A 19,395-nucleotide genomic window follows, 5' to 3' on the forward strand; every position below is an offset into this window, starting at 1 on the left:
TCTTTTAGGTATTGGTATAGTTGTTTATATAGCAAGTCTAGAAGTATTTAAACGAAAAGACCTTCCGCTTTAATTTTCATGAAACGAGCTAACGAATAATTAAATTCACAGGCTCGTTTTTTGCTTTTTTTCTAAAGTGAAAATGTTATATATCTCCGTTTACAAAAATGGATTCTCATAAAAAACAAGTTTCGTGATAATAAAACCGTTTAAATCATAAAATAATAAAGTCATTTAAAATTAAATTGTCGACGATGCTATTCAACAAACGAGGAAGGAACTGTTAGGGAACTGAATCTGAATGAACTTTGGGAGGTCTGAAATTGTCCATCGAGAAAACTCTATCGATTGTGGCCGTATTGTTCTTTTTGAGTTATTTCATTTTTTTTCTCATACTTCACTTTAAGAAAACAGGCTATCATCCTCTTCGACATGCTGTAAGTGATTACGGTGTAGGTGCTACAAAAAATTTATTTTTAATTTACGCTTGGTTCAGCAACTTAGGGGCATTGTCACTTGCTATCGTGTTGTTAAATGTAAAAGATCGCTTCTCCATATCCTCGTCCATTCCAATTTTAATCATTCTAATGGTCATCTCCCGTATCCTTATGTTATTCTTTCCAACTGACCTAGAAGGAGAAAAACTTACGGTTCGAGGAAAACTCCATTACTTATTTGCTATTCTTGCGTTCACTTTTTCCTATATGGTCATTAATCGTGGAGGAAGTCATTTGAAATTACTGGAGGACTTTGAAAATCTAAATCTATTTTTTTACATCATAACCATGGTTTCTTCTATCTCACTTGGGGCTGTTATTATCACGATGTTCAAGCCGTTGCGATTTATCTTTGGGATATGTGAGCGAGTGTTCCTGTTGTCAATCAACATTTGGTTTATTGTCGTAAGCATCTGGTTCGTTTACCTTCTATAAATGAATGAAGGTTTTTAACAATTAAACAAACATGCGTGATTGTTGCATAACGATTGGGAGGCTCAGGGGTGCGGGGTGCCCCCCGGTCTTACACCCACCGTTATGGAAGATTTAATAGATGGCGATATGAATGATGGCTATGAAGTAACAATGATATGATCAATTCCCTCATAAAACCATTTTAAAATTGATGTTCGACCAATTCAGCATATTGATTTTATATACATACTAGGTTGATTTTTGTAAAAAAGTTTAATCAAAAACTTTTCAAAATGGTAGAAAATCAATGCTTTGATGGATACTTTTAAAATTTCATGTGGATTCATAGATGTTAGACATAAAAACACCCCTTTAGATAACTAAAATCTAAAGGGGTAAAATGGTATGACTTTATTTCAATCTACATTTTATTTCAATGCCATATAAGTATATCCTGCCTTGCTTTCAAACATTAAAGAAGCTTTAACTTTTGTAGATGAACTTGAACTACCATCAGGATTTAAATAACTAATATCTCCATTACTGTAATAACCATTAATCACTGTCCAATGATACGGATCTTCAGAACTTAGGTATGTTAACATCGCTAAAGGATATTTTTTGTCAATAGCGTTGACTACATTTGCATAAGTTGGCGGTTCAACACCACTAGCATGACCTCTTGATTTTCCTACCCATAAATTTTTATCTAAATTTAAATGTGTTTGAAGACCATTATGGAGCGAGTATTGGTTTGTTCCTATGAAGGAAGAGTTCATCATATAATATAACTGGTTAATTAAACCTGCATTGCCACCATAATAAGAAGAAGCTCTTACATTATAACCTAAACTTTTATAATAATTAGTAATCATTGCGCCAGCAGTTGGTCCACACGAACTATTCGGATTCACTACGCCGGACATTCTTTGATAAAGTCTAACTACTGGTAAAGATGCATCTGCTGTAGATAATGTAGATAATGTAGAAAATACGTTTTCCCCTAAGTCGACCAATTCTACTTTTTTTACATCACTGCCATTATCCGTATTCCTAAATTTTTCTTGTTGAATTGAAGCTGAATTAATGTCCACTCCAAATGTTAGACTCTCTATATGTTGTATATACTCCTCATCAACTTCCCCTTGTTTGTTCAAAGTATCGATAGCTTAGCCTTTCATTTTTTCAAATTTCTGGATTAATTGAGATGAATTAGAGGCAAAGATTAAATCACCTAGTGGTTCATAATATGCTTTCATATCTAAATTTTCTTTGATGCTCTCGCCATAACGACTATCGATTTCATTTTCAAAATCCCCTGATTCTAGCAATGTCCCTAATTCTTCTTTAGCTGAAACAATTACGAAGCCTGTTAACTCTCCTTTATTGATAATTTGATAATAATAGGCAATAATACTATCATCTGAGTGATACAATTCTCGGATAATTGATAATTCAATTTCAGGCGATTCTTCATAAATAGTTACCAATTCGTTTTTGGCTTGTCTTTCCAATTGTGGATTAACTATAACATTCTCACTTGCTGACGCTTCACTAATTCCCAAACTACAGAAAATCACGAAACTCATTAAAAGGACAATTTTTTCCATATTCTACCCCTTTTTTCAGATTAGATAATGTAAATTATCATTTTTATTTTACATTTTTCGTATTTTCTTGAGAATAGTCTGAAAATACTGATTATTTGTAATATTCTTTACTCATATTTTTTTAAAAAAGACAATTATAAATTTATACACTATAATAGTGAATATATTCTATTTTATTCCGTTATTTCATTCTTTTTCGTAAATTAATTAAATATATGAGGTGAGTAATTATGAAAAAATTTTTCCCATCAACAGTCGTATTTACTTTTATTCTTACAATTGTAGCGATGATATTGACAAATAAGTATAGTCTTAATTTTAAAGATAGCGTAGATCTTATGCCGGGGGGAAATGGAAATGCTGCATTAATTTTTATTTTTATGTTTTCTCCATTCATTTTGTACTTTTTTATATCTATGACTATTATTTTTAATAGCATTTATATGAAGTCTGGTATCAATAAGTATTTATTCAGATATTCATCTATATTTTTATTTTTTATTTTATTAACTGTTACAGTTGTTAGAATTTTAAACTTCCATAGTAATATAAAAGATAATTATGATTACGAATTAAATTACCTAAACACTTTTTCAAATCATTTATTTTTTAATTGGTATACATTTCTCTTAATATTATGTTTATCTGCTATTATTTCAACTTTTTATAAAAAAAAACCTGGCTTATAATATATATTTTTAAATATTCATGTATCAGGTTTATACTCCGAACCAATACCAGTGCCTCGACCTTCTTTAATCCATTTCTTAGCTTGCGATGTTCTCGCTCTTTTAAACAAAAACTATCCCTTTAGCCAATAATCTAAAGGGATGGTTCGTCACAACTTTATTTTAAACATCGTATCTTTTTCCATAGAATACTATAACTACTATAAAGCATACCCCATATAAAAGCATTTCATGTCAATACAAAAAATGTCCTTATGAGGTAGATTGTCGTAATTCATATCACCTCACGCTTTCGATGTGTAACGGGCATTATTGCTAAAACATTGTTAAAAATAAACGTACGCTTTGCCTGTCTCGTATAGCAAAATGCTGTAAAGGAATCACCAACAATCTTTAAGATTTTTACACGCCTTTTCGTAATAACACCCGACTTGGCTACATACATCATGCTAACTACTTGTTGACGCTGCATTACTTTTATTAACTGTTCTTTCATCCTCGTTGCTCCTTTTCACTAGCCCCTTATATGCAGTGAGCACAACAGAGCTGTTTTTTAAAACAGAACAAATGTTTGTACTTTTATTATACGTACATATGTTCTCGGTTAGAAGAGGGAATTTCAGCTAATTTTTAAGGAGTATTTAGAGCATAACTAAATTAATTGCGCCTTGGCGTAATTGTTGTTGTTATTGTTGCTGTCGCTTCGCTTTCGCACAGAAGACATTTTGTTAAATAAAGACAATGGGCGTTCGTGTAAGCCTAAAATAGCTTTGTACATATTCTGTGCTTAAGATATGGATTTGAAAATTAATTAGAAAGGATGTAATTATTAGCTCGAATATTGACTATACTTCGTCATCAACCGAGTTCACTTCAGATGTAAATGACAATACTCTTTTCAAAAAAGATGATCGAAATTTTATTAATATTCTAGGTGTAGAACAATTAAATACGTTAGAAAATATATCTTTGCTTGATATTTTTCTAAGTAGAAATAAGGTGATAGAGCCTCACTATCATCAAAATGCAGCAGAACTTATTTATTGTATTTCTGGTGCAGCCATTGTTTCTATCTTTAATCCCTTTACAAAAGAGTTTAAAAACTATCCTATCGAGCCTGGCCAAGTTGCCAATGTACCACAAGGATGGTGGCATTATGAAATAGCTACTGAGAATGACACGCATTTACTAGCTATTTTTGATGCTCCAACCCCTGATGTTATTTTAGGTTCAGATATCTTGAAATTTACACCTTCCAATGTTATGGCTCACACTTATTGTTTAGATGAAAATCAGTGGAAGAAAACTATCGCGCCTATTGTACCATCAACATATATCGGTCCACCTAAAGACTGTAACCGTGTAAAATCAACCTCTGAAAAGCAAAAAGATCAAAAGGAGCAAAAAGATCCTCATCATAAACATAAAAATAAGTATAGACCTTCACAATTTATGAACCCATATCCCCCATATCACTATCCAAATATGAATCCATATATGAATCCTTATGGCTCATATTATTAAGCAACAGTGTATGACTCATAAGCGCTACACCTTTTATGGCATAAAAATAAATAAAAAGGAAAATCTAATTTTAAGTCATAGCTTCGTTATTACTAAAGAGGTGTAGAAAATGGAATTATTTCCAGTGATCCATACGAATTTTTGGGATGCTATAATAGCCGTTCCAGCCGTGTTACTTATTACACAGCTCATTAAGGTGTTTATGCATGTTCAGCCTAAATATGTTCCCGCGATCGCCCTTGCTATTGGCTTGACTATTTCTATTTTCATAAGCCATAGACATAATCTTATTGCAGGAATATTTATGGGCTTTTTTTATGGTTACGCAGCTATTGGAAATTTCGCAGCATTAAAAACAACCATTAATAGCTATAAAAGCAAGAAGTTAAAAGAATAACACTTTCAGCTTATCTACAAATAATGCGTAACAATAAACAAAAGTTGATTTTCACTCCGAGTTGGCACTTTCCGCGGGCTTGGCTGTAACTTCTATCCGCAGTGTTTGGACACCTGCAGATAGAAGTTACAGCCTCCGGCGGATGTCACGGAATTGGAAAGGAGTTCTTTATGCAAGCACAAAGCCCATTCCGGACGCAATTATGCCAAGGCATAATTGATTCTCCTCGTCACTGCGTTCCTGCGGGGCTTTCAGCGCAAGCTCATCCCGCAGGAGTCGCCACTCTCCGTGAAAAATCAACAGCTCCTCATCTTTATTATGAGCTAGAGCCAAAACAGTATTATAATTTTGATTAAAACACCAAAAATCCCCTATCATCAAATTACTATACAGCTTTATGCAATCAAGAGTAGCGTTTGTCTACAATCAATAGGAATAAACTTATTAATTTAGGATGACATTTGTTTAAACACATGCCGTGTATATAAGTTGATTGGAGTGGAGACTGGGCGACTCTTTGGGGATTAGCAATAGAGGAACGAAGGCTAAAAGCATCACATCCTGTGATAACGCCTTCGTGACCAACATCGTGCTGCTGTCGCTACGTTACACTCACGCTTTCGCGCAAAAAACATCTGTTGGCCCGAGACCCTGCAGCGTAGCGGATGTTTTCTGTGCGAAAGCGTAGTGTTAACGTAGCGGCAGCTACAAATGTTTTGACTGTGCGAAAGCGAAGCGACAGCAACAAATGTTTTGACTGTGCGAAAGCGAAGCGACAGCAACAAAGCGCCCGGTCGGAACGGAAATCAACCTCACGTTATAATTACTAACCCCTTTTATTGTAAAAAGTGATTAGAATTTCATTTATTAACACATCCTAATCTCAAGTAAATGAACGAGAACATGAGTTAGGAAGTGTAACTATGGAATTAGTAAATGGAAATCTAGCAACACTACGCTATAGGGAAATTTTTAAAATATGGACACAGATTGGCGTTAATAATGGCTATATAGCTTCAAATCATGCGTTTTTCAAGCATGCCATTGATAAAAAATTAAAGGCTATTATCGTGGATTTTGTGCAATGTTTAAAAGAGGAAAATAAACATCTAACAGTGTTATTAAAGGAAAACGGGGTACTTGCTCCTACTACTTCAATCGATTACAGACAATTGAAAATGGGCAATATCCGAGGAAAAAAAGCCATTAATGATACAGAAATTAGCGCCATTTTATCGATGAATATAGCTTCTTCACTTATTTCAGTTAGCCAGCCTTTAGAAATATCCGTTAAGAAGAAGCATACTGGAAAATATGGAGAACTTCATATGAGGTATGCCATACTTGGTGCAAAGCTAGTGCGACTCAGTAATGACAAAGGCTGGCTTCTAGCTCCTACTAAGACTGTAATGTAAGAAGCTCTCATTTGACAACGAGAGCTTCTGTGTTTTTACCTTGTTATCGACTTCTCACGAACAACAGCTTGTACCACTGATTCACAAGGAACGGTAGCACAGACAAACTATAAATAAAGCCTAATTGTGCGGTGCTTAATGTGGCAACCTCAAACACACTTGTAAGCATTGGAATAAACAATACTGCGTGTAAGCTTAAAAAACCGATAAAGAATGCAAGCCAAGTATATTTATTCGAAAATAGTCCAATGGCGAAGATCGATTCTTTAGCTCTGGAGTTGAAGCCATGCACTAATCGTGACAAACATAATGTCGTAAATGCCATAGTGCTCGCCGTTAGGGTATCTCCCGTTGACAATCCGATCTCAAAGGCAATAGTTGTAGAAATGGCAATTAGCAATCCTTCGAGTACCACTTGAGTAGTAAATGCTTTGTTTAATAACGGTGTATGAATATTTCGGGGCTTGTCCTTCATTGTTTTTTTATTATTCGGCTCTAGACCGATTGCAATCGCCGGTAAACTATCTGTTAGTAAGTTAATAAATAATAGATGCACAGCCGCAAAAGGAACTGGTAAACCTAATATTGTTGCATATAAAACAACAAAAATGGCACCTGCATTCCCAGATAATAAGAACAAAATAGCGTTTTTAATATTCGTATAGATACTCCTACCGTTTGCAATAGCCTTAACAATCGTTGAAAAATTATCATCTGTTAGTATCATAGAAGAGGCATCCTTAGCAACCTCTGTACCGGTAACGCCCATTGCCACACCAATGTCGGCCTGTTTTAGAGCTGGGCCATCATTAACACCATCTCCTGTCATGGCGACGACATGTCCTTTTTCCTGCCACGCTTTAACGATACGAATTTTTTGAGCTGGTGTTACTCGGGCATAAACAGAAAAATTATTAACCTTTTCTTGAAGCTGCTGATCTGTTAGGCCTTCTATTTCATGCCCTTCAATCGCTTCAGAAGGATCATTTAAAATCCCGATTTGATTGGCAATAGCGGTTGCTGTAATTTTATGATCCCCTGTAATCATCACCGGTTTGATACCAGCCTTTATACACTTTTCAACTGCACCTTTAGATTCTTGTCTTGGCGGATCCATCATCGCGACTAAACCAACAAATATTAAGTCTTTTTCAGCTCTTGCATCAATTGCTTGATTTTCCTTTACCTCTTTGTAGGCGACTGCTAGCACCCTTAACCCATTCATAGAAAAATCACGATTTACCGCTTCGATTTTTTGACGTTGTTGATTTGTAATAGTAACTATACCTTTTGAAGTTTTTATTTTTATAATTTTAGGGAGAAGGACGTCTAATGCTCCTTTTGTAATCATGATAGATTGCTGATTGATAGTATTTACAGTACTCATGAGCTTTCTATCTGAATCAAAAGGTATTTCGGTCACCCTTGGATAATGATCTCTTATCTGGATTTCGTCAAAACCATATTGCTTTCCTAGTTTTACGAGTGCAATCTCAGTAGGATCACCGAATTCCTTATCGTCCCTTCCTACAGCATCATTACATAATATTGCCTTTAACATAAGATCTTTCTCAACTGCATTTCCAGTGTGTAGCTGATCATGTGGAATAACTTTTTCATCCACATATACCTCTTGTACAACCATTTTATTTTCAGTTAATGTCCCTGTTTTATCTGAACAAATGACAGATACACTGCCAAGACTTTCAACAGCATAAAGCTTTCGAATAATGGCATTTTCCTTTGCCATTTTTTGTGTCCCAAAAGCTAGCACAATGGTAACAATGGAGCTTAATGCTTCTGGAATTGCTGCGACGGCAAGTGAAACAGCAAACATAAACGATTCTACTAGCGCACGCCCTCTAACAAGGTCAATCACGAAAATGGCTAAACAGATTAACGTAATCCCTAAAGCTAATTTTTCTCCGAAATGATCCAAACTTACTTGTAAAGGTGTTTTCTTTTCTTTTGCAGTATCGAGTAAATTTGCAATTTTGCCGATTTCCGTTTGCATCCCAATAGCTGTAACCATGACAATACCTCGACCTGTTGTCACAAAACTTCCAGAATACACCATATTCCTTTTATCAGCAACTGTTACATTGCCTTCCTTAATAGGATCGATACTTTTCGCTACAGCGATTGATTCACCTGTCAGCGAGCTTTCATTGATATGCAAATTATGACTTTCTAATAATCTTCCATCAGCATTTATATAATCGCCGGCCTCCAAATATAGAAGATCCCCAACGACTATATCTTCTGAAGAAATCTCTATGAGTTGATTATTTCGCATTACTTTGGCAATCGGAGAGGTTAAGGCTTTTAAATTATCCAAAGACTGTTCTGCCTTAATATGCTGTACAGTTCCTAGGATCGCGTTCAATATAACGACAACCATAATCACAATCGTGCTTCCTACTTCCCCTAATAGAAATGAAACGAAAGCAGCGATGATTAAAATAATGACTAATAAATCTTTAAACTGCCCAAAGAAAACGGCGAATGCACTTGTTTTTTTTCCTTCCTTCAATACATTATAGCCGTACACTTCTTGCCTCTTTTGAACGTCATAATCACTCAATCCTTGATCTGTCACGTTCAAATTTTTCATAACTTCAGCTGATGATTGTTGATGATAGTCTGACATTCGATTCCCCCTCCAATTGAAATTATTAAGTAACTCACAACAGCATCCTATCCCGAATTCCTTCTCACTGACTGGATTCAGGAGAAAATACTGTTATTAGTTAATACGTTAGATTCCCAACAGTAGACCCCTTTGAATTATCTATCTTAGGCAGAGAGAAACTTATATATCCTAAAAATAGTATTGAATCATCAGACTCTCTATCTACTCGAGCCCCTAAAATACTTTAACTACAACAATCTATTCCTTGTCCCATTCCAGTATGATAATAATCGATATAGAAATTAAATATTTATTTGATAGGTAAACATATAAAATGGATTCTGTATTATATTTATGCAAATTTCATCAATTTTTGAGCAGCAGTACTCGTACTACTAAGAAATTAAGAATCTTTATTACATCAAAAGTTGAAGGGCAAATAACAAACGAACATCGCTGATAAAAGAGTTAGAATCGCTGATAAAGCCTCGAACATCGCTGATAAAAGAGCTAAAATCGCTGATAAAGCCTCTGCGTTAAAGCACTCGATTGAAGTGACCTCGAGGATATAATGTCTTAGCTTAGAGAAAACTCTGCCCTTGATTATCCACAACTTAAAACTCTACAATTTCCTTATCGAGTAGGAGGTGCCTTGCACATGGCTAACACTACTTCTATCTTTGTGGCTGACTGGTACCAATTAGATTACGTCCATGCTAGGCGTACAATAAAAAAACAGCTTGCGATTACAAACTGTTTTCTCTAGATATTATTAATATAATTTTTTTAGAAGACGCATTTTGATTCTCTAATTATTTCATGTACAGAAAGCGTTTTGAATTACACGAGTTTAATTAAAACAATTGAAGAAACCTGAATACATTTTAATCGAGTTGTTCTAAAAATATTTGAATTTCATGTGCCATAGGTTCAGCTTTTTCATGATGAATGTAGTGCTTAGTGTTTTCATAAACTACTTGCTTCGTATTTGTAGATAACCCCAATAATTCTGTTTGTGTTTGTGACCAATTTTTATAGCCATTATTTGTTGCACTAAACAAAAGTAATGGAATATCTCCTATGGTCCCATTTTGTAATATTATTTCTCCATTAGAGTTATGGACAATCCCAATTAATCTTATATCATTTAGCTTTTTTTATTCGATATTAATAAATAATCGAGTGCACTCATTCTAGTAAGCTTATGAGTAAATTTTATAGCATCTGCTTGAGAGTCGAACAGAAAGTTTTCGAGTTCGTCTGTTGGTATATATTGATCAGCGATTTTTCGTTTCAATTTTCGTACAGATAAAGTGTGTGAATCCTCTTCATATAAAATAATAGCACCCACATTTCGGTAAAGCGTCTGGTCAATCGTTGCGAACACTTTCACATTTGATTCTTTAAATTCCGTTAAATCTATCTGCATGTATTTACCAACCTCCTCTAAACTTACATTCTATCTCTCTATATAATTGTCCTTCTTTTACAGTAGTATTTTCTGGATATTTAAACCAAAAAATTTACTCTAAAAGTTCGTTACCATAACGTGGTTGATTTCCGTTTTGACTGGGCGCTTTCCCGGGGGGGCCACAACATGATGTTGGTCACGAAGGCGTTATCACAGGACGTGATAGTTTTAGCCTTTGTTCCTCTTTATTGCTGACCCCAGAGATTATCGCTAAGCCTCCACTTCAATCAACTTTTCACATGACATACGTTTTCGCAAAATGCTTAATGAAAGGCCAAATTTCATCAAAAATTCTAGCTATTACTATTACTTGATTTCTGTTCCGACTGAGCGCTTTCCCGGGGCGTTCGATGAGCCACTCTAATTGTTGTGGGCCGATTTCAGCCCTAGCTCAGCCTCATGTGAAACTGGCGCTCTTTTTAGAGAGAAAATAGCACAGCCTAGCGCACATAAAACTAAAATGACACCGAAGCTAGATAAATGCATAGCAGATCCTGTAACAGTAAACATAGCCCCACCAACAGCTGAACCTATGGATATACCGATTTGTAATGCAGCCGTATTTAAACTTTGTTGAATATCAGATGTTTTTGGATCAGTCTGTATTAAATAATTTTGTAATGGCGGTGTAAGAGCCCAGCTAAGTGCACCCCATAAAATTGTTACGACTAAAAAGAGTGGTAACGCAACAATCGTGTAAGGAATACTAAATAATACAACGGCGAAGGTAGATACAATCAATAGAATGGCTTTACCAGTACCAATTTTGTCGCCTAGCCAACCACCGATAGCATTCCCACTGACAGACGCTATTCCGAAGATTAGATAACAGATACTAATCCATGAGGCACTCATGTCAAATGCTTCTACTAAAAATGGAGTTAAATATGCGTAAAGCATATAATGACCAGCCAGCATAAATAGTGTTGTTAATTGTGCACTTAAGATTTTTAAATTCGCTAATGATTTAATTTGAGCCTTTAATGGAACAACTTCTACAACAGGCATTTTTTCAAGCAGTAACGCAATAAGAATCATAGATACAGTTGAAAGAAGCGCAATTCCTAAAAACACAGCTCGCCATCCAAATGCTTCAGCTACAAATATCCCCATTGGGACACCGATGACAAGTGCCGAACTGACACCTACGAAAACAAGCCCTAAAGCTTTTGCACGATGTTTTGGTTCAACAATTTTTGTTGTAATCGTTAAGGATAAAACGATGACCAATGCGGTACTCATCGCCGTGAAAATTCTAGCAATCATGACGATCGAGAATGTCGTACTAAAATACGTCATCAGATTACCTAAAGTAAAAATAAATAAAGAAATAAGATAAAGGCGCTTCCTTTCCACTTTTGCGGTTAATGATAAAAGGACAGGAGCAGATATTGCATAGACAAGAGCAAATATTGTAATTAATTGTCCCGCAGTTGCTAAGGACACATTTAAATCCTCTGCAATTGTTGGTAATATACCACCTACAATTAATTCCACCAATCCTACTGCAAAGGTAGTAACGGCAAGAATATATACTCTCCAATTCATAATAATCACCCTTCTGTTACACTTTCATTTTTGTAGAGAGGTATCAATTTATGCCTCAGCATAATTGCGTACGGAATCGGGTTGTGCATGCACAAAGCGGATTCTGTGACATCCACCAGAGGCATTAACTTCTTTCAGCGGATGCTTTTTGTACCGAAAGCGTAGCGCGACAGGTACATATGTTTGGACACCGCTGAAAAGTGACTTAAAACCGCATTCATCTTACCACTTATAAAGATGGGAGACTTTTGCTGAAAGAAGTTAAAAAAAAAAATCCTGACTACAAAAATAAAGCAAAATTTTTGTAGTCAGGATTTTATGGTTCCTGGTAGAGACCCTCAATCCATATCATTGAGGTTATACAGATCAAATATTTACGTTAGCTATATTAGCATATTGAATTTTCCATGGCAACATTTATTTCATAAAATCGATTTACTATACCTTTCAATCATTGACATACAAACGCTTACCGAATAAAAAATCATTTCAAAAGAGAGAAGTTTTAGATTTTACTTATATTTTTTTAAGTTTGACCATACATACTAATATAACAGAACATTGCGAGGTGATTGTTTGCGTATAGTAGGTTTAGTATGCTATTTTTTATTGTTGTTTTATGGTGTAGAACCAGTAATAGAAGGGCTCTCAATCGATAAACAAGCAATCATTTCTCCTAGTCTCAGCAAACAGCAAATCCCCATAAGAGAAACAGTTGAAAATTCAACAGTTTGTGTCTATTACCCCACATATAAAGTTTGTAAAGAGTTATCAGCCAACTAAAAAAGTGGAAAAAGAGGCAACACAAGCGCAGCCTCTTTTTTCACTGAAAATCCCAATTATTTATTTTGGACCAATATGGAAACGACTAAACGGATATATGGTTAATTTAGCTTCACCGTAGATGGCATCTTTAGAAATTAAGCCATAGTGGCGGCTATCAGAACTTTTCAAACGGTTGTCCCCTAGTACAAAATACATACCCTCAGGAACCTTTTTTTCATTTAATAATTGCTCTAATGTGAAATTCTCTGTAATACGTAATTGATTAGGATCATCTGTTTGACGATTCACATAATCTTCTTTATAAGCTTTGCCATTTACATACAAAACATCGTCTTTCATTTCAACTGTATCACCTGGCAGGCCAATCACTCGTTTAATATAGAGTTCATCTTCTGTTGGTGATTGAAAAACAATTTGATCAAAGCGTTCAATTTTGCTCATTTTACTTACCATAATAATATCTTTATCATGATAAGTTGGGTACATAGAAGCCCCTTGCACTTTAATCGGTGCAAATAAGAATTGCTTACAGCCTAAAACAACTATAGCTGTAATCACAATAATTTTAAGATAAGATAGTAATTCTTTTTTGAAACTTGATTTCTCTTCTTGCATGCTCATTCCCCGATACTGTTTTATTTATAGTATAACATTTTTTACAGTATTTTGACGAATTAATCACATAAATTGTTCCAAGTTCACCAAAATGACTCATCAGCAAAACATGAGGTTGATTTTCTGTTCCAGCTAGAGGCCTTCAAGGGGCATCGAGAGATCATCTATTTCTCTTCAGCTCCATGGTCTCGTCTATGACAAATGGATTATGAGCCACAAAAATAGACAAAGTTACTTTATAACTTTGCCTAGGTGCATCCTATTCTTTTGTTTTTCGAGTAAGAATGGTTACTTTGTGTAGTAGAGTGATGCTGCTATTAATGAAGTCGACTGCTAAACCAATACCTGCACGTACTGCAACTACTAATAAAATTGTGCCTATAATCAACACAATCACTCCCTCAACCATTTCTAATAAAATTATACATCAATTTTCTGATTTTTCAAACGATCAATTCAAAACACTTATAGCGAGGCAAAATACGTCCGAAATCGACTATGTGCTGTAGCCTACATGAGGGCATACCGATGTTGATCATTTCCGTAATTCACAGGACGTGGCATTCATAGACTGAGTTCCTGATTTTTAGCGTGTTGGATACCTGCTGAAAAAAATAAAAAAACCATTCAACTAGGCATGCACCCTACCTGAATGATTTTTTTTATTTTTCATATAAAAATTTTTAAACACAATAGTTGTAAATGTCGCATGGCTGAACTGACTCGACTTTTTTGAACCTTACGCTTAGGCACATAGCTTTGCATGCAATTGTTTAGAGCTGTATACCTAAGCACCTGGGTCCTCCCATTCATTGATCTCCCTCCCTTCATTGTCAATAGATTTACAGCTATCATACTCAAATTGTCACACCTAAGTTTTTATTGCAAACTGGCTTTTAATTCCGATTTTATTTTTTCTAGCTCTGTCTCTTCAGGCATGAAATACCATATATTATCAATTCTTTTACCATTTCCCTCTTTAAATGATAACTGATCAATTTTACCATCCATTTTTTTATAAATACTTTGTAACTGGATTAAGTCCTTCATCGTAAAATTCATACGGACATTGTCTCCTACTACATCAAGCATATCTGTAGCCTTTAATAAAATAGAAGATGTCGAAGAGGCTTTTTTCAGAACCGCTTCAATAATTTGACGTTGTCGAATTTGACGACCAAAATCACCACGGGGATCTTCATAACGAATACGTGAAAAAATCAGTGCCTTATCACCATCTAAAGTGATCTCCCCCTTCGGATAATGGTAGGAGTTATAAGTTAAATCCATATCGTTATCAATTGTTACCCCACCAATCGTGTCGATAATTTGCAGGAAGCCTTCCATATTAATAAACACATAATAGTCAATTGGTATATCTAAAAAATGCTCCACCGTTTTCACCGCCATTGGGACGCCTCCAAATGCATAGGCATGGTTAATTTTATCGACGGAATTATGTCCAATAATTTCTGTACGAGTATCTCGAGGTATACTGAGCATCTTCATCGTATGTTTTTCAGGATTCACGGTAATGACTATCATCGTGTCAGAACGGCCACTATCATTTTTACGTTCATCTACTCCAAGCATTAACACAGAAAACGGATCTTTTTTCGTAACTATTTTTTGTTCTTTTTCATCACCTGTCGTTTCAAGTAATGGTGTATTTATTTTATTCATCGTTTTTTGGATTGTATAATAAGCAGTACCTATAAAAATTAAAAAAATTGTTAATAAACTACCTACTATCCATAGCCAAATTTTCTTCTTGCTCTTTTTTTCTTTAGAGCGTTTCATATTTTTTTCCATACATAAGTCCTCTCTTGCAAAAAAAATTTACCCCTCTTTTTGACGTTTTAAGTTGGAAAAAAGTTAATATAGTCTAATTATATGCATATTGGACGAAAAAAAGACGTACACTAGTATTTACTAAATGTACGACATCCTAATCTTTTTATTTTTAAATACCCCCTCATTTATTTAGTGTCAGCTAACTTTATGACAAAAAACTTTATTTGATTCCACTATGTTTTATTTTTTTATCCGTAATTCAACTAATGAAACAGCTTAGTTTAAGAGTGCTGTTTAACCTGTGTTCAACAATCGGGGCAGATTGTTTATCAAGGAATAAATACTATCCAGCTGGCTCATAGGATATTTACTTTAATCATACGTATATTTAGTTAACTTCTCAAATTCTTTGTTTGAAATATGTTAATTCAGAATAAGATGAAACAGTTTTTGTCACCAGGTTTTCGAATAGTCATATGTATTAACTTATATAGAGGGTTATGTGCACCTTCAAATCCGGTCACTCTTAATGTGCACATACCTTTTCTATTCTCCCATATTCGAAAAACTGATGATCACCGTGGTTTTGGGAATGCCAATTGATTGGGGTATTACTTCCGTATTTTTGGTAGTGATTTGATTATATAAGAAGAGCAATTTTGTAAAATATTAAACCGTTTTTTGCAGCCTTATCACTTCTATTTTTTTATTTCCTCTGAATAAAGAGCTCATATGTCTTTACACATAAGCCCTTAGATTGATGTGTGATGGGGTATTGGATGGATTGTCGAAAAGTCGAGAATAGTTTTGTTTATAATCTCTAATATCTGAAATAATAGGTATTTCACCAATTTCTCTTGCCCAAATTGCTAATTGTCCAAAATTGAACTTATAGATATGAAAGTTGTAATCCTACTCCAACTTCTTCTAAATAAGCAACTGTCGAAAGAGCTATTTTAGCGTGTAAATCTGTACAATGGCAAGCATGAAGCTTAGTAGGTTTAAGATCTTTAATATAATGAACTGTATTATCTAACTGCTCTTTCGTCGGATGTAAGAGATGAAATCCGCCAATAATATCAACTACTCTCTCTTCCTGACATACCTCTTTGGCATATTCGATAATGTTACATATTCCAGCATGTGCACATCCAACGATAATAACTAACCCTTCTGAAGATTTATAAACGATCGCTGTGTCATCCAAAACGAAGTCATTAACACGCTCTTGATCTGTCACAACTTGCCCTATAGAATCTTTTCCTTCAAAATCAAATATTCTTTTAATTTCCCCTAGAAATACTAGTCGATCTGTTAGCCATAATGGTTCTTTCGTTAATCGGATTGGAAAGTGTCTACTTAACTTTTCATGAGATAAGATACTCCCTATCTCTCCTACAGGGTCAAATAGTTTAGTGTTAAAAACCAATGGATGGCCAATAATCTTAGGCGAATTGTATAGTATTTCTTCATTTTTTGCTTCCATATATAGTCTAATTAAATGCGTCAGTCCCCATGTATGATCCACATGCCCATGCGACAAAACAACATAATCTAGATTTCTTAAATCAATTCTCATTTTCTCTGCATTCTTTATAAAGACATCAGAATATCCGGTATCAAAAAGGATACGTTTATCATCTTCTTCAATAAAAAAAGAAAGCCCAGGTTCCCCTAAAAAATAGCGATCAATTAAAGTATTATTATCTACTAAAATAGTTAATTTCATATAACCCCACCTTTTTTTGTTAATTATAACAAAAAAGAGTGAGGTGTGATTTATGGTTAATCTTTTTCTAGAACAATGCAAATCATAAATATTGAACTACTTATTTTAAGCATTCCAACTTATAGCTTTAATCATAAATAAAAGCTGAACTAATACAAAAATTAGTTCAGCTTAAAAATAGCTTTATGTTTAGTATAGCTTTTTTCATCATTACAAAAGCGAATTAGCAAGATTTTTACTTTTATCATCTTTGTACATGCTCATTTAAGCCATTAAGCTTACATTTCATTTGCAATCTGTTTAACAATTTCATCAATAGTTGGGATGGCTGAAGTTTTATTCGCCTGTGTTAAAATACTAAAGATATACCACTTACCACTTTTTCCTTTTACATAACCACTCAAAGAATATGTTCCAGAAATATAGCCTGTTTTAGCAGATACACTATAGCCCTTCATACGATTTTCTAAAGTCGCACCAACAAGGCTGCCCTTTTTTCCTGCATGCGGTAATGCATCTAAATATGAGTTATACCAGGATTTACTTCGAACTTTATATAATAATAGACTTTCTTGCATACTATTAACTCGATTTTGATGACTTAAACCTGAACCGTCTACAAAATACCATTGATCCATAGTAAGCCCATTATCACTACCATATGTACGAATTGCTTGGATGCCAGCCGACCAGCTTCCTTCTCCGAGTAACTCTCGTCCAAGTTGTTTTGTCAACATATCACCCATGCCATTAATGCTTAACTTTAAATATTTAAAGTTAATCTCAGTTAATGGCTTTGAATACGAAATACCTACTTGCTGTGCATTTTCAGGTACCTTCCCAGTTTCAAGAGGCATTGTTTGGATACCTTTTGCTACTAATTTTTCCCGAAATACATCGAGTGTATATAGAGTTGGATTAAAGACAGTTACATATGTACTTTTCTGCGAACCTGCTGGTAAGTTACCCGTTACAATAATTCGATCTGTACCATATTCTCTTGTAATTTTCACAGTACTTTTCTCGCCCTTTTTAACAATTTTCGTTTTGTTAACAACCGGGATACTACTTGCAAACGGAACGAGCTGAACATTAGCTGCAGTACCAACCTTTGAGCCTGTCACTTTCACCTGCACATTTGCTATATCATATTGATCATTTGGCGAAATCGTTAATGCTGAAATACGTGAAGCATAAGGTTGATTCTCTTCTTGAGGTACAATACCCTTCGGTAAGCGATCTGCATCAAACCAAGTATCATCCCCTATTAAAGAACCCGTAATTTTAGAGATACCCATTTTTTTCAGGCCATTGGCGAATGACTCTAAATGACTAGGTAGAAGCGTTGGATCTCCCCCGCCCTGTAAATAAATATTACCGTAAAGTACACCATTTTCAATTGATCCATCGATATACGTCTTCGTCGCAAAGCGATAATCTGGTCCTAATAAATCCAATGCAGCGGCACTAACTAAAAGCTTATGCGTAGAGGCAGGACGTATCATTTTTTCACCATTATTATTGTAGAGCACATTACCTGTTTCTATATCTCGTACGGTAATGCTGTACTCGTTGTTCTTCCAACTCTTCGCAATAATACTATTCACTTTTGTTGTCATCATTTGCTCACTAGCACCTGCCTTCTCAACAAAGATGATGGTCGAGTAACAGACCAATAAAATCATTATTAAAAAATTAATCTTCTTTTTCATAGACCCTCCAATTGGCAAATTTCTACTTTTCATGCTTTTATTCTACGGAAAAAATTAGCATTATACAATAAAACACTTTTTTATTTTACAAAATGTCATCTTTTTTATTCGACAGGAATAAACTGTAATAGCTGCTAAATCATTTCGGGAAAGGAGTTGTTTATTAAATGGGTGCTAAATGGATAAAGATTTCAGTTTTATATTTAGTGATTGTTATGGCCTTTGGACTGTTTATGCATTATACAAATCAACTCGACTGGAAGACGACACATGCACATATTGGTGTTGTAGGTTGGCTAACAACTGGTTTAATCGGCATAATTTATTCTGTATATAAAGATGCCGCTGAGACAGGTTTAGCCAAAGCACAATTTTGGTTTTACAATATCGGATTACCGTTCCTTTTAGTCGGTATGATGATGGTTTATATAGATGTACCAAACTGGTTATTTGAACTCTTTGTATCTGGTGGCGGTATCGCAGTGGCAATTTCAGTGCTATTCTTTGTTGTCAATGTCTTTAAAAATGTAAGATCTTAAATAGAAAGCCCCACTTTATTTTT

General features: G+C 34.7%; 19 protein-coding genes and 1 riboswitch. Of the genes, 6 read left to right on the top strand and 13 right to left on the bottom strand.

What is annotated here, in order from left to right; translation table 11 throughout:
* The first annotated feature begins 323 nt into the window (after positions 1-323).
* Positions 324-932 (top strand): DUF998 domain-containing protein, encoded by a 609-nt coding sequence (locus ACIQ7N_RS19285; protein ID WP_402935140.1) that lies wholly within the window; start codon positions 324-326, stop codon positions 930-932.
* 407 nt (positions 933-1,339) lie between these two features.
* Here ACIQ7N_RS19285 and ACIQ7N_RS19290 read toward each other — a convergent pair whose 3' ends face one another.
* Both ACIQ7N_RS19290 and ACIQ7N_RS19295 read right to left on the bottom strand, forming a co-directional pair.
* The gene (locus ACIQ7N_RS19290; RefSeq protein ID WP_402935143.1) at positions 1,340-2,068 is read right to left on the bottom strand and encodes a C39 family peptidase; all 729 of its coding nucleotides are present in this window, start codon (positions 2,066-2,068) and stop codon (positions 1,340-1,342) included.
* A 12-nt stretch (positions 2,069-2,080) separates the two neighbouring features.
* Positions 2,081-2,521 (bottom strand): hypothetical protein, encoded by a 441-nt coding sequence (locus ACIQ7N_RS19295; protein ID WP_402935146.1) that lies wholly within the window; start codon positions 2,519-2,521, stop codon positions 2,081-2,083.
* Between the two features lie 230 nt (positions 2,522-2,751).
* On the opposite strand from ACIQ7N_RS19295, the gene ACIQ7N_RS19300 reads away from it, so the two are divergent.
* Positions 2,752-3,210, top strand: a complete 459-nt coding sequence (locus ACIQ7N_RS19300) for a hypothetical protein (RefSeq protein ID WP_402935149.1) — start codon at positions 2,752-2,754, stop codon at positions 3,208-3,210.
* A 274-nt stretch (positions 3,211-3,484) separates the two neighbouring features.
* Here ACIQ7N_RS19300 and ACIQ7N_RS19305 read toward each other — a convergent pair whose 3' ends face one another.
* Positions 3,485-3,706 (bottom strand): transcriptional regulator, encoded by a 222-nt coding sequence (locus ACIQ7N_RS19305; RefSeq protein WP_402935152.1) that lies wholly within the window; start codon positions 3,704-3,706, stop codon positions 3,485-3,487.
* Positions 3,707-4,038: 332 nt separating this feature from the next.
* Between ACIQ7N_RS19305 and ACIQ7N_RS19310 the strand changes: the two genes are divergently transcribed.
* On the top strand, positions 4,039-4,734 hold the full coding sequence (locus ACIQ7N_RS19310) for a cupin domain-containing protein (RefSeq protein ID WP_132361036.1): 696 nt from the start codon (positions 4,039-4,041) through the stop codon (positions 4,732-4,734).
* A gap of 109 nt (positions 4,735-4,843) precedes the next feature.
* Positions 4,844-5,131, top strand: coding sequence for a hypothetical protein (locus ACIQ7N_RS19315; protein ID WP_402935155.1), 288 nt, complete (start codon positions 4,844-4,846; stop codon positions 5,129-5,131).
* A gap of 168 nt (positions 5,132-5,299) precedes the next feature.
* Here ACIQ7N_RS19315 and ACIQ7N_RS19320 read toward each other — a convergent pair whose 3' ends face one another.
* Positions 5,300-5,512 carry a hypothetical protein gene (locus ACIQ7N_RS19320; RefSeq protein WP_402935158.1) on the bottom strand — a complete coding sequence of 71 codons (213 nt, stop codon included), beginning with the start codon at positions 5,510-5,512 and terminating at the stop codon, positions 5,300-5,302.
* Positions 5,513-6,054: 542 nt separating this feature from the next.
* Between ACIQ7N_RS19320 and ACIQ7N_RS19325 the strand changes: the two genes are divergently transcribed.
* A complete protein-coding gene (locus ACIQ7N_RS19325; protein ID WP_402935160.1) occupies positions 6,055-6,546 on the top strand; it encodes a DUF3231 family protein in 492 nt (163 codons plus the stop codon).
* Between the two features lie 43 nt (positions 6,547-6,589).
* Here ACIQ7N_RS19325 and ACIQ7N_RS19330 read toward each other — a convergent pair whose 3' ends face one another.
* From ACIQ7N_RS19330 to dacB, 9 genes are all read right to left on the bottom strand, one after another.
* Positions 6,590-9,196, bottom strand: coding sequence for a cation-translocating P-type ATPase (locus ACIQ7N_RS19330; protein WP_402935163.1), 2,607 nt, complete (start codon positions 9,194-9,196; stop codon positions 6,590-6,592).
* An 866-nt stretch (positions 9,197-10,062) separates the two neighbouring features.
* A complete protein-coding gene (locus ACIQ7N_RS19335; protein WP_402935166.1) occupies positions 10,063-10,239 on the bottom strand; it encodes a hypothetical protein in 177 nt (58 codons plus the stop codon).
* 86 nt (positions 10,240-10,325) lie between these two features.
* Positions 10,326-10,607, bottom strand: coding sequence for a hypothetical protein (locus ACIQ7N_RS19340; RefSeq protein WP_402935168.1), 282 nt, complete (start codon positions 10,605-10,607; stop codon positions 10,326-10,328).
* 402 nt (positions 10,608-11,009) lie between these two features.
* Positions 11,010-12,197, bottom strand: coding sequence for an MFS transporter (locus ACIQ7N_RS19345; RefSeq protein WP_402935171.1), 1,188 nt, complete (start codon positions 12,195-12,197; stop codon positions 11,010-11,012).
* 285 nt (positions 12,198-12,482) lie between these two features.
* Positions 12,483-12,582, bottom strand: a riboswitch (purine riboswitch).
* 458 nt (positions 12,583-13,040) lie between these two features.
* On the bottom strand, positions 13,041-13,598 hold the full coding sequence (gene lepB, locus ACIQ7N_RS19350; RefSeq protein ID WP_132361048.1) for a signal peptidase I: 558 nt from the start codon (positions 13,596-13,598) through the stop codon (positions 13,041-13,043).
* Between the two features lie 259 nt (positions 13,599-13,857).
* Positions 13,858-13,986: a hypothetical protein gene (locus tag ACIQ7N_RS19355; protein WP_402935174.1), complete on the bottom strand. Its 129-nt coding sequence runs from the start codon at positions 13,984-13,986 to the stop codon at positions 13,858-13,860.
* A gap of 491 nt (positions 13,987-14,477) precedes the next feature.
* Positions 14,478-15,410, bottom strand: coding sequence for an LCP family glycopolymer transferase (locus ACIQ7N_RS19360; protein ID WP_132361050.1), 933 nt, complete (start codon positions 15,408-15,410; stop codon positions 14,478-14,480).
* 871 nt (positions 15,411-16,281) lie between these two features.
* Complete coding sequence (locus ACIQ7N_RS19365) at positions 16,282-17,121, bottom strand: MBL fold metallo-hydrolase (protein ID WP_402935178.1); 840 nt, start codon at positions 17,119-17,121, stop codon at positions 16,282-16,284.
* A 278-nt stretch (positions 17,122-17,399) separates the two neighbouring features.
* Complete coding sequence (gene dacB, locus ACIQ7N_RS19370; RefSeq protein WP_402935181.1) at positions 17,400-18,833, bottom strand: D-alanyl-D-alanine carboxypeptidase/D-alanyl-D-alanine endopeptidase; 1,434 nt, start codon at positions 18,831-18,833, stop codon at positions 17,400-17,402.
* A 167-nt stretch (positions 18,834-19,000) separates the two neighbouring features.
* Here dacB and ACIQ7N_RS19375 point away from each other — a divergent pair, with 167 nt between their 5' ends.
* Positions 19,001-19,372 (top strand): hypothetical protein, encoded by a 372-nt coding sequence (locus ACIQ7N_RS19375; RefSeq protein WP_132361056.1) that lies wholly within the window; start codon positions 19,001-19,003, stop codon positions 19,370-19,372.
* The last annotated feature ends 23 nt before the right edge of the window (positions 19,373-19,395 follow it).

The organism is Lysinibacillus sp. NPDC095746 (assembly GCF_044763535.1).
Taxonomy (GTDB): Bacteria; Bacillota; Bacilli; order Bacillales_A; family Planococcaceae; genus Lysinibacillus.